The sequence below is a fragment of the Flavobacterium beibuense F44-8 genome (genome assembly GCF_000769915.1).
GTDB lineage: Bacteria > Bacteroidota > Bacteroidia > Flavobacteriales > Flavobacteriaceae > Flavobacterium > Flavobacterium beibuense.
On sequence record NZ_JRLV01000011.1, the window covers coordinates 26,866 to 38,977 of the forward strand.

A 12,112-nucleotide genomic window follows, 5' to 3' on the forward strand; every position below is an offset into this window, starting at 1 on the left:
TATTAAAGTATTACTTACTCAGCATATACCTGTGGTTTGCAGTCTCTGTAACTTTTAGATTTAAGGCAAAAGCAAGTGTGTTAAGCATCTCTGTAATGCCCTGCTTTGTTCCTAATGTTCCTTTTATCTTAAGCTTTTTTAAATCCTTTGTGCTATATTCTACAGAAAAATCATAATCTTTTTGAAGAAGAGTAACAACATCTTCAAGGGTTAAACCGTCTACATCAAGAAGTTCCTTTTTATAATCAGGCTCTAATTTTTCAGCTTTTTTCCTAACTAAAGTTTCGCTTGTAGGCATATATACTGCTGCATCACCTCTTACTAAAAATATAGAACCATTTTTGTTTTCAACCTTTACTTTACCTGTTCTAACCTCCACAAGAGGTACAGTTCCGTTATAAGCCTTAACATTAAAGGAAGTACCTAAAACAGTAGTTTTAATTAAACCTGAAGATATTATAAAGGGTTTTGAGGAATCTTTCTCCACTTCAAAAAAAGCTTCGCCGGTAAGAACAATATTTCTTGTACTTCCGTCAAAATTTTCCGGATATTCAATCTTTGTGCCTTCATTTAACCACACACGGCTTCCGTCAGGTAACCTTACAAGACGAATATCATTATCAAATGTTTGCATAACTACTATATGCTGCATATTAACAGTCCTATTAAAGAATTGATAACCTATAGCTGTCATTACCAATATTACTGACGCAGCAGTCATCCATCTGTAAACATTTTTGGTTTTAGCGATTGTTACCTTTCGAATGTTCTTCCACATTCGTAATTTAAGGTCCTGAGGCAGCATTCCTTTTAAAGGAATATCATCCCACTGTTTTTTCATTTCCGACTTCATTTCCTATAAGGAATTTTTGGGGTTTATACTATTATAAGAGCATTAGCTAATACAGAAATGAAATGTCACGGGTAAAAAGTATACTTAAAGATTTATTAATAAAACATTAGAGACTAAAAATGAAAAAAACATCATAAACAACATAAAAACAAGACACTAATCATATTTTACATGTAAATACACTAAAAAATACTGATTACAATTAATTAACATTACAACTGGTCAATAAAAAATAATATGAACCAATAAAGCTCGTTGCTGTTTATAGAATTTTTTTTTAGGTATTGTAAGGTTTTTGATATTTGATTTGCTACTGCGCTGGTAGTCATATTCATTTGAAGGGCTATTTCCTTATAGCTTAATTCTTCAAATTTATGCAGTACAAAAATTTTTTTTCTCCTTTCCGGAATCTGATTAAGCAGATACTCTATTTTCTGCATTTTCTCAGCTATCTCATCTTCATCATAGGATTCATCCAATTCGGCAATTATTTCTTTCTCGTTTAAAGTAAAAATCCTGTTTTGTTTTTTATACCATTTGGAAATTTCCTGTTTAGAACTTTTAAACAAAACAGACTCAAGAGGAATTTCCGGATTAAGTCTCTCCCTATACTTCCATAAATGAATAAAAACGTTTTGGGTTACATCTTCGGCATCAGCATTCTGTTTTGTATATTTCTTTACGAAGCAATACACTTTAAAGGAATACAGCTCATAAATTTCCTGAAAACAAGATTCGTCGCTATTGTTCAATCTTATTATCAAATCAGTATCCATAATATAGTGGGTGAGGTTTATAACAAAATTAAAAGAATAGACACTACACAATTAAGCTATAAGGACATTTAAAGATTTAATAATGTTTAGGGAAGTCAAGTATATATAAGTAAATGAATTATTAGTTGAGTAGTTTTGAGAAATATACAAAATGATATTTCAGCTTATTTGTGCAAAGCCCTTGTACAATAGTTACTATACAAGGGCTTCTATATTTAAGTATTTAACTACTAAAAAATTAATTCATTAGTCCCGGCCACGTACTGTTATTTACAGGCTTAGGATAACCCGAAACAGCCGAATCAGAATACTTATCATACTTTATATAAGTATTATTATCTAAAAATATATAGAAGTACTGTGCACTCCAGTCTACTGCAGAAGTTATATTGTTAGCATAGTTACCAACTCCCGGCCATGTACTGTTATTTATTTGCTTAGGATATCCGGCATCCATACTGTCGTTTGTAATACTGTAACGTATATAAGTACCGTTATTAAGGAAGAAATAAACTCTTGACTGATTCCATTTAACCGCTGCAATTATCTTGTCGCCATATCCTTCTAACCCTGGCCAAGTGCTATTGCTTATCGGTTTTGGGTAACCTCCATCTACCGCATCGTTATTCATATCATATCTTAAAAAAGTTCCATCGTTTAAAAAGAAAAAGCCTTTATCGTTGCTCCATTTAAAAGCAGCATTGATTTTATCTTTATAGCTGTCAAGACCAGACCATGTACTGTTGTCTACTGGTTTAGGATAACCGCTATAGGCAGCGTCAGATAATTTATTATATTTTACATAGCTCATATCACTCCTAAAGAAATAAGCTACATTATCAAGCGCATCATTCCAGTCAAGACCAGCTATGATTTTTGAATTGTTTTTTTGAACAGAGCCTGTTTGACCATCAACAACTACAGTATAATTTACTTTTCCGAAAGAAGCTCCCGAATCTGAATAACTTCCCTGTGTTGCAGGGACAGTAGCTATAAGTTCATTGTTTCTGTAAATCTGGGCATCTGCCGGACTTTGTGAATACCAGAACAAATCATTGTTCGTATTAAACATTACTTTTCTAGGACCTACGCTTCCTACTAATGAAGTAGATTCCAGTTGCCAGTTAGCATCAATATCAATTCCTAAATACGATAAAACAGTTGGAGTAACAGATGTTTGTGAAGGATAACCATATATACCGTTAAAAGCCTGATTTGGCAACTGATTTACAGTTGATGTAAACTCTTCATTCCCTACTTTATTCATACCGATGAAAATAGTTTTTTCACTTTCAGTCTGTGAGCCGTGAGAATAACCACCTGAAGGCTCTCTTCCGTGATCAGTAACAAGGATAATTAACCAGTCTTCATTGTTTTGTTGTGCATGTTGATTAACGGCATTCATAAGCTGACCCAACCTGTTATCCATATCCTTAATACTGTTGTTATAAGAAGTTGAAAAGCCTGAAGCATGCCCCACGTGGTCAACATTATCAAAATGGACAAAAAGAAAATCAGGACTATTGGTGTTCACTTCATAAATCGCCCTGTTTAAAGCATCATCGTCATCTCCTCCATCATACCTATGATCCACAAAGCTCATCTGATCCTGTAAAAACTCATGAATTGGTGACCATGTTGCTATACTTGATATGGTTAGTGACGGGTTAGCCTCTTTTATGTATTGATACACACTTTTTGCCTGCGACTTATAAGTACCCGAACTGTTATTTGGCACCCCATGTTTGTTTACCCATACTCCGGTAAGTATACTCATCCAACCCGGACCACTTGAAGTAGCCTGCTCTGACGATGTACCTGTAATACCTCCTGCAAATGCTTTTGTCATATTAAAAGCATCCATGTTAGGTGTATCTACATTACTTATTTTTTCATACTGGCATCCGTCTATACCCACTACAAGCACTTTTTTTACAGCGGTAGATTTAAGGTTTACGTCTGTTTCATTTGTGGTCATATCAGGTTCATAACATGCAGTTAAAAGGAGAAATATCCCCAGTAAACTAAAAATAATTGGTGTTGATTTCATAATTAAATTTTTAATATTAGTAATTTTTATACCTTAAAATTATACTAATATTAAAAATCATATTACTCTGAATCACTTTTTTAAACTATTATTAATATCCTTAACATTAACTAAACCGTTTAAAAACAAATCATTTATTTTTTCTTAATAATCAACAGTATTACAGCATTTTAAACCTAAAACAAAATTTAATTTTGAAGTTAATAAAGGTTTTAAGACATTTGACGTTTATTACCAATAAACCGCATCAATGGAAGATTATCTCATAGGGTTAGGAAAACGCATTAAAGAAATCCGAAAAAAAAACGGACTTACTATTAATACCGTAGCCGGTAATGCTGATGTAAGTAACGGACTAATATCGCGTATTGAAAACGGAAGAACCATCCCTTCCCTACCAGTTTTACTTAATATTATACAGGCACTGGGTATAGAGGTATCTGACTTCTTTAACGGACTGCCTAAATCGGACAAAAACAACTTTATAGTTTCCAGAAAGGAAGAGAATACTGTTATTGAAAAAGAAGATGAAGCTAAGGGATTTGAATACCGTTTCCTTTTTGGCAAACAGCTTTCATCTGTTGGTTTTGAGGCTGTATTGCTTGAGGTAATGCCTAACTCAGAACGCGGTAAGGTTGAAACCGATGCCTATGAGTTTAAATATATTTTAACGGGCGAATGTTCGTACATTATTGGTGAGGAAGAAGTATTGTTAAAAGAGGGAGATTCCATATTTTTTGACGGACGTATACCACACGTACCTGTAAACAGAAGCAATGCTCCTTCTAAAATGCTGGTGCTTTATTTCTTTTTCCATAAAAATGAATAACCCACCTCTTTAAAAAGGCGGGTTAAGTAACGAATTGAAACTCACTATTTAAACAGTATTGCTTTTAGTCCTGTAAGGCTATCCAGTATATAATCGGGCTGAGCCAGTTCAAGCTGTTCACGTGTTTGTGCCCCGCTTAGTACGCCTATTGTAAGTCCGCAACCAGAGTTTCTTCCTTCAATAATATCAATTTCAGAATCACCTGCTTTTAGTACCTGAGCCGCATTCTCAATACCAAAAAGCTCCATTGCCATATTAATCATTTCAGGGTGAGGCCGTCCGTTTACCACATCATCCGATGTGATTAGCGCGTCCACCTGCTTCCCTACTCTCCATTCCAGCCTGTTCATTAATTTGGTCGCTGTTTTAAAATCATAACCGGTATTAAGAACAATCTTAATTCCGTTATCATGTAGCTCGGTAAAAAAGTCTTCCATACCGTCAAAAGCTTTAATCTCACCTTCATTGTAAGCCTTCTCAAGCATTATTTTAAAATTAGCAAAAGCTTTATTCGCGACTTCAGCTATATTGTAAATACCCGTACATGCTGTTAAAACATCTGTTATGGCTTTGTGTTTTTCTTTACCTGCACCATGTTCAAGAACCTGCTCTAAAGTAACATTAAACCCTTCGTCATTAATCGCTTTCTGTACTGTTTTATAAACCAAATTATCCTCATTAACGGTAGTTCCTGCCATATCAAAAACCACCAGTTTAATATCTGTCATGTTTTAATTTTTATTGAAAATTTTTAAAATATTCTCTTTTGAAAATCCGGCACTTCCAGTCATTCCCTTTCCGCCTATACCTGTAACGATATGAATATTATTATCAATGGTATGCTGAAAAATATCATGGTTTTTACACTGAGAGTATATTCCAAACCATCTGTTTTGTATTTCAAACGTAGGCAGGTTAAATATTTTTTTTGCCTCTGCAAGCATAAACTCATCAATATCCATATTCAGGTAAAAGCCAAGGTCATCAATATTAGCCGCATCGGCATACTCATGGGAGTCCCCTATGATTACAGAACCATCTGTGGCCTGTTTGAAAAGAATATGCACTCCCCATTTCTTTTCTAACGAATCAGGATTCTCGTTTTTCTTTATTTCATTGAAAGACGGACACTCATAAAAAGCCTCATATCTGCGTATGGACAACCCTGTAAGTATAGATCCGTTTAGTTTGTAATTCCCCTGTGGTTTTGTTTGCATCATTTGAAGTTTAGTAACCTCAATATCACTTTTCTCAAAAACTTCAGGGTATAATGTTTTAAATTCAGATCCGCAGCATATAATAACCTTCGAGGCTTCAAACACCTTATTTTTAGCTGTTACAACAGTAACTTTATCTCCTTTAGATTCGCAGCTCACTACTTTAGTTTCGTTATAAAACTCAAGCCATTTATTGTTAATCAGGTATTCCAGTAATCTGTTAATCATTACACGCGGTTCAACAGTTACTTCCTGCGGAAAGAACAAGCCTGCTTTTACGTAGTCATCTTTAAGTCCCTCATACTTTTCAAGGCACTGTTGTTTAGTAAGTAAAACCGACTCATAATCGTTCCCTTTATTGATTTGATGAAGCTCTTCTATAAGCCTTACTTCATCGTTATTTGATGCCAGATAAACCGAACCGTTATTACGTATTGAAATATCAAAGGTGCTTTGTATCTCATTATAAATTTTAAGACTCTCCCTTCCGTAATTTTGCCATTTGGTATCCATCCCTGATGGTACAACCTGACCAAAATTTCGTACTGTAGCGCTTATTGGGGCTTTATCTTTTTCAAGCAAAGCAACTTTTAGTCCGTTTTGCATTGCATGATAGGCATGGAAAGTACCTAAAGCCCCTGCGCCCACAATTATTAAATCATATTTTGTATTCATTACACTAAGTAGTTAAATGGATTTTTCTTTTTCAGATAAGTTATGCGGTAGCACTCTGGATTTTTACAACCGTAATCTTCCGGTTAAAGTAAAGCATGGTTAGTAATGATATTATTAGCACCAGTACTGCCGTTTTAATATTAAGCCCTGTAAAAAAGGCTACCCAGCTTTGTTTAAAACCTGTTACCTCTTTTAAAATAAGCACTACTACACTTCCAAGATACCCCAAGGCATCTGCCAGATAAAACAGAAAGCCTACATTACCCCTGTAGCTCAACAGTGCAATAAGCCTTTCAAACAACAGGCAGTGAAACAGTATATAAGGCAGATAAATCCCTATACCGCTTATTATGGTCCAAAATACAGGTGATAAATAACCTTTTTCAAAAAGCATGGTAGAAACAAGTATAACAACAGCCCCCGAAATTGTAAGCCACATACCCGTATTAAAGGCTTTACTGTTATTTCGTATAAGTATACCCATAGCTGTAATAACAAGCACTATGACAGCTACAGGTATTTCGGTTAGGGTTATTACCTGCGGAGCTTGAGAATACCCCTGTTCTGCCCAAAATTCAACTATAAAATTATCCCTAAAGTCTCTAACTACAGTAAGCAGTATATAGATAGCCACAAGCCCAAAATAACCCCATCCGTTTTGTTTTAAAAAGTCTTTGCGTTCACGGGCATACATAGGCACCCTTTCGCTTCTTTCCTCAACATCCATACTGCATGGGTCTTTAGCCCTTTTAAGCATCCATACGGCTATTATAAATAACGGCATAAAAAACAAGCCTGTAAAAAACGGCATATTGTATTCGCTAATACTATAATCCTGCATTAGCACAACCCCTACTGTTTTTACCAATCCTGTAGAAAATATAAAGGTAGCACTTAGTGCCGCGGCAAGCATTTCGCTATTCCTCCTGCCTTCTATGTAAGATATAACCACCCCAAAAACCATCCCTAACGGCAGGCCGTTTAAAAACAAAGCCAAAGGTTTTAGTACGTTTGGCAGTATAGAAAATAATCCAAGCATGGAAAGCCCAAACAGTACAAAACCAATTAGCCAGTTTGCTCTTTTATGTTTAGGCATTTCTGATATTAGTTTTATACCTAAAAACTTTGACAGCATATACCCCATAACCTGGCTTATAACCAAAATAGTCTTTGCATCCAGTCCGTACCCAAAATCAAGATCCTGGTATTGCCCCGCCAAAAATGATTTTCTTACAGCATACATACCGGTATAACAAAGAAAAGCCGATAGCATAATCCACACTGTGGACATGTCTTTTATTTTTTTACTATTAGTTAATTTATATACTGTTTTCAAAATTACTTCGATTAATTCTACATCAACAAAAATAGAATTAGAAAGCTATACATATATTAACTTAAAGTAAATTAATAGTTAATATTTTTACAAATAGTAAAACTTTAAAAAAAAGTCAAACAATCACAATAACCACTGAAAAACAAGGATTTAAATAAAAATAAATATGAAAAAACCGTACCTATCTATATTAAATTTAGTACATTAGGAATTAAATGCTTTATAAAATATGTTTATTTGTAAACTTATTAAACATAGTATTAAAAGGTTTTAAATACAAAATCAAAAAAATTACAAATAGTAAACAAAAAGACTATGAAAAACACCACTGCAAAAGCTATGGTTTTTAGCGAACCTAATAAAGAGTTTGATGAAAAATCTATAGTAATACCTAAGGCAAATGAAGGGGAAATTGTTGTACGAATTACCTATACAACCATATGCACAAGCGACCTGCATACTTATACCGGAAGAAGGCAATCTCCTGCTCCCTGTATTTTAGGTCATGAAATAATAGGTACAATAATTAGTATTGACGATACTATAACGACCGATTACCTTGGCAACAGCCTTAAAGAGGGTGATTTAATAACATGGGCAGTATATGCTTTTGATAAAAACAACCCGATGGCAGAAAAAGGGATACCACAAAAATCACCAAATCTCTATAAATATGGGCATCATACACTTAGTGATACCGATACATTAAACGGTGGTTTTGCTACCCATTGCGTACTTAGAAAAGGTACAGCCATTTTTAAATTACCCGAAAATTTAAACGTTAAAAGTTTAGCTCCGTTAAACTGTACTCATGCTACCATTGCCGGAGCCATGCGACTGGCAGGAAACCTAAGCGATAAAAACGTACTGGTAACAGGTGCCGGAATGTTGGGACTGTCTGCCTGTGCAATGGCTAAAAATAACGGAGCCAAAAATGTGTATTGTATGGATATTAATGAAAACCGACTTGAGCTTTCTAAAAGTTTTGGTGTAAATAGAACACTTACTTCAAACCAGGCTGAGGAATATTTTACAGATAATGACAAAATTGATGTTGTGATTGATACTACCGGAGTACCATCGGCAATGGAAACAGGATTATCAGTATTAAATATAGGTGGTACGGCTGTTTGGGTTGGTGCAGTTTACAATCAAAAACCAACACAGGTAAATGCCGAAATGATTGTAAGAAACCTTATCACTATAAAGGGGTTACATAATTACACTCCCGAAGACCTTAAAACAGCTATTTTGTTCTTAATTGAAAATCACAATACGTATCCTTTTGAATCTTTAGTTAGTGATGAATATAATTTAAATGAACTAACAACAGCATTTAAAGCAGCTAATAATGGTGAACATTACCGCGTAGGTATAAAACAATAATAAAATTAAAAAAGCCTCTGTTTTTCAGAGGCTTTTTTAATAAGGTAAGCCGGTTCTTAACAGAACCGGCTTTTGATTAAACCTAAACACGCATATTAAAACAAGAATCTATAAACTCCATTTTACCCCTGCCTGACCTCTCACGCCATAATACTCCACCTGCTTAGGTCTGCTTGGGTCTCCATAATAATATTCCAGCTTCTGATTTAAAAGATTATTAACCTCTGCAAACAAAGTAATATGCTTACTTACCTTTAAAGAAACGTTTGCATCCAGTGCCGAATAATCTCCATAATACACATCGTCCCTACTTAGTCCGCTTGTACCATGATCTGTAATATATTTAGACTTAAAGTTATAAGCTGCCCTTATATTAAATCCACCTTTTTCGTAGTAAAGCTGTGCATTTACTAAATGATCACCCTGTCTTGGTAAAGATGTTTTACCCTCTCTACCCGGTATTTTCATTTCAGATTTTGTGTAAGTATAATTAGCCTGTACACCAAAACCACTTAAAAAGCCCGGTAGGAAATCAAACTTTTTATTACCGCTGAATTCAGCACCAAACAACCATGCATTATCTCCATTTAAAGGCTGAGAAATCTCTACACCTGTATGTCCGTTAATATTACCCTGTCTTGTATCAAGGAATATAGGGTCTGTAATAAGTTTGTAGAATACTCCTGCCGATACCACATCAAGCTTACCGAAATAATGTTCTCCCATTAAATCAAAGTTGTAAGAGTATGTTGGGTTCACATCTGGATTTCCTCCTTCATACTCATTATCTGCCGATACATAAGTACCTCCCGGTACCAGATAACCGAAATCAGGCCTTGAGAATGTTCTTGTAGCAGCTAATCTTAAGTTAGTGTTTTCATTAGCAGCATATTTTAAATGTACCATAGGTAATATTGAAAGATAGTTTTTAGTTTTAGTTACTTTAGACACTACCCCGTCAGGATTTTCATCAGTAACATCAAACTGATAACCACTTACTTTTGTGTGGGTGTTAGTAGCTCTAATACCTCCTAAAAATGTAAACTTCTCATTTATTTTATAAGTCGCCATACCATAGGCAGATGCATGAGTCTCATCAACATCAAAGTTTCTACCTAAACCTCCACCGTTTGCCAGTATTTCAGAACTTCCTTCTGATAACGTTAGATTACCATTCCCAAAGTGGTCGTAGTAAAACTGGTTCATACCCTGTTCAGAAAGTACCGGCCCGAAACTGTTACCAATATTAGTATTCAGTTCGTTTAAATAATCAGTTCTTCCCGGTTGATTGATTGTGTATTGTGAATAATCTGCCAGTGTTGGTGCAGCACCGTTACCGCTCCAGTTATAAAACTCATCAGCAAAAGTTGCTCTTCTGTCCTTATCTCTGAATTTACCACCAAACTTAAGTTTTAAATCATCATTAGCATCAAACTCATAGTTTATCATTGCAACAATATTATCGCGCTCTTTTACACCTACCTTGTAGAGTTCAAGTGTAGAGAACTTCATTTGATCGGGGCTATCCTTAAAGTTAGGATCAGATAAATAATCAAACATATTACCTGTACTCATATACCCACCGTCTGTATCCCAGTAAGCACGCGGACCGTTACCTCTGTCTTCAATATAAGCCGGATTAAACCCTACACCATCCTGATTAAAGAAAATAGTATAGTAACTGTTGTTTTGTGAATCAGGAATATTTCCGTAAAAAAATTCTGTACTGTAATGTCCTACACTCCAGTCAAGCACACCGTTATTACCTACGTGCTTACCACCCAGCTCGCCTGCATAAAATTCAAAGTTCAGGTCGTTTCGTATATTTTGAAGTTCAATACGTCCTGTACCGCTGTCTTCTTTAAATTTATCAAAGCGGATACGGTGCTTATAATGTGTTTCCTCATCAAGAAGTTTACCGTAGTTTAATTTAGCAAAAAGCTTATTTTTTTGGTTAGGATTAAATTCAAAACCACCGTTAAATCCGGTTGTTTTTCTTACCCCTACATAGTCCCTTAACTCCAGCCTGTATACACCCTCATCTCCCGATCTTCTTGCTTCAAAGTTATCTGAAGCCCAGTTACGGTTCCATTGCGCTATATTCATAATATACCCAAATTTACCGTCTTTGCTTTTATCTCCTACCAATACAGACGCACTATAAATACCTTTGTCTGATTTTTGGTTATAACCCGCACCAATTGTAGCATCTACAGTAAATTTAGAAGGGGCTGTTTTAGTAATAAAGTTTACACTACCACCTAAAGCATCAGAATCGATATCCGGAGTAAGAGCTTTAGCCACCTGTACATAACCAATCATCTCTGTTGGGAAAAAGTCGAATGCAGTAGCACGACTTGCACCTTCATCGGCTGCTGTTGGTAACCTGTTACCATTCATGGTCGTAGAACTCCATTCGGCAGGTAAACCACGTACGGCAACATAACGGCCTTCACCCTGATCACGTTCAATAGACACCCCAGGTATACGCTGTACAGCTTCGGCAGCATTCCTATCCGGTAATTTACCAATACCATCAGCAGCAATTACATTTACTATGCTTAATGAGTTTTTCTGAATATTCAATGCTTTTGCCTCACTTAACCTTCTTGAAGATGATACTACCACCTCATCAAGTTCTGAGGTTTTTGGTACAAGACTTATTGCAGTAATCTTGTTTATTTTATCGGCTTCAACAGTTACCTGTCCGGTGTAAGTTTCATAACCTATATAAGTTACAGTAATTTCGTAGTTGGAAGCAGGAAGGTTAGTAATAGTAAAATTCCCATCATAATCAGTAGTCGTAGACTTTTGAATTCCTTTGATCGAAACTGTTGCCCCGGGCAAGGGGAAATCACCATCTAAAACCCTTCCTTCAACCCCTCCCTTTTGGGCGAAAGAAGCAAACGACAGCAATAAAAGCATACCGTTTATAAGCATTGTAATTTTTCTCATTGTGTTTGAATTATTAGTATTAGTAAAATTTTCGA

The 12,112-nt window shown here is 35.4% G+C and carries 9 protein-coding genes; 2 read left to right on the top strand and 7 right to left on the bottom strand.

Annotated features, from left to right (window positions below; all coding sequences use genetic code 11):
- Positions 1 to 10: 10 nt before the first annotated feature.
- The 3 genes from Q763_RS10925 to Q763_RS10935 form a co-directional block, all read right to left on the bottom strand.
- On the bottom strand, positions 11 to 841 hold the full coding sequence (locus tag Q763_RS10925) for a FecR family protein (protein WP_232297522.1): 831 nt from the start codon (positions 839 to 841) through the stop codon (positions 11 to 13).
- Positions 842 to 1,065: 224 nt separating this feature from the next.
- Positions 1,066 to 1,629: an RNA polymerase sigma factor gene (locus Q763_RS10930; protein ID WP_035134172.1), complete on the bottom strand. Its 564-nt coding sequence runs from the start codon at positions 1,627 to 1,629 to the stop codon at positions 1,066 to 1,068.
- A gap of 238 nt (positions 1,630 to 1,867) precedes the next feature.
- Positions 1,868 to 3,679 carry an alkaline phosphatase family protein gene (locus Q763_RS10935; RefSeq protein ID WP_052123395.1) on the bottom strand — a complete coding sequence of 604 codons (1,812 nt, stop codon included), beginning with the start codon at positions 3,677 to 3,679 and terminating at the stop codon, positions 1,868 to 1,870.
- A 250-nt stretch (positions 3,680 to 3,929) separates the two neighbouring features.
- On the opposite strand from Q763_RS10935, the gene Q763_RS10940 reads away from it, so the two are divergent.
- Positions 3,930 to 4,508 (top strand): helix-turn-helix domain-containing protein, encoded by a 579-nt coding sequence (locus Q763_RS10940; RefSeq protein ID WP_035134173.1) that lies wholly within the window; start codon positions 3,930 to 3,932, stop codon positions 4,506 to 4,508.
- Between the two features lie 44 nt (positions 4,509 to 4,552).
- Here Q763_RS10940 and Q763_RS10945 read toward each other — a convergent pair whose 3' ends face one another.
- The 3 genes from Q763_RS10945 to Q763_RS10955 are packed head-to-tail and all read right to left on the bottom strand — an operon-like array spanning position 4,553 to position 7,691.
- Positions 4,553 to 5,236, bottom strand: coding sequence for a phosphonatase-like hydrolase (locus Q763_RS10945; RefSeq protein WP_035134175.1), 684 nt, complete (start codon positions 5,234 to 5,236; stop codon positions 4,553 to 4,555).
- 3 nt (positions 5,237 to 5,239) lie between these two features.
- Entirely contained in the window at positions 5,240 to 6,400 is a 1,161-nt protein-coding gene (locus Q763_RS10950) for a TIGR03364 family FAD-dependent oxidoreductase (protein WP_035134176.1), read from the bottom strand.
- 40 nt (positions 6,401 to 6,440) lie between these two features.
- Positions 6,441 to 7,691, bottom strand: a complete 1,251-nt coding sequence (locus Q763_RS10955) for a DUF5690 family protein (protein ID WP_052123412.1) — start codon at positions 7,689 to 7,691, stop codon at positions 6,441 to 6,443.
- 360 nt (positions 7,692 to 8,051) lie between these two features.
- Between Q763_RS10955 and Q763_RS10960 the strand changes: the two genes are divergently transcribed.
- Positions 8,052 to 9,122, top strand: a complete 1,071-nt coding sequence (locus Q763_RS10960) for a zinc-binding dehydrogenase (protein WP_035134178.1) — start codon at positions 8,052 to 8,054, stop codon at positions 9,120 to 9,122.
- Between the two features lie 108 nt (positions 9,123 to 9,230).
- Here the strand turns inward: Q763_RS10960 and Q763_RS10965 are convergent, their stop codons facing one another.
- The gene (locus Q763_RS10965; protein ID WP_035134180.1) at positions 9,231 to 12,077 is read right to left on the bottom strand and encodes a TonB-dependent receptor; all 2,847 of its coding nucleotides are present in this window, start codon (positions 12,075 to 12,077) and stop codon (positions 9,231 to 9,233) included.
- Positions 12,078 to 12,112: the final 35 nt, after the last annotated feature.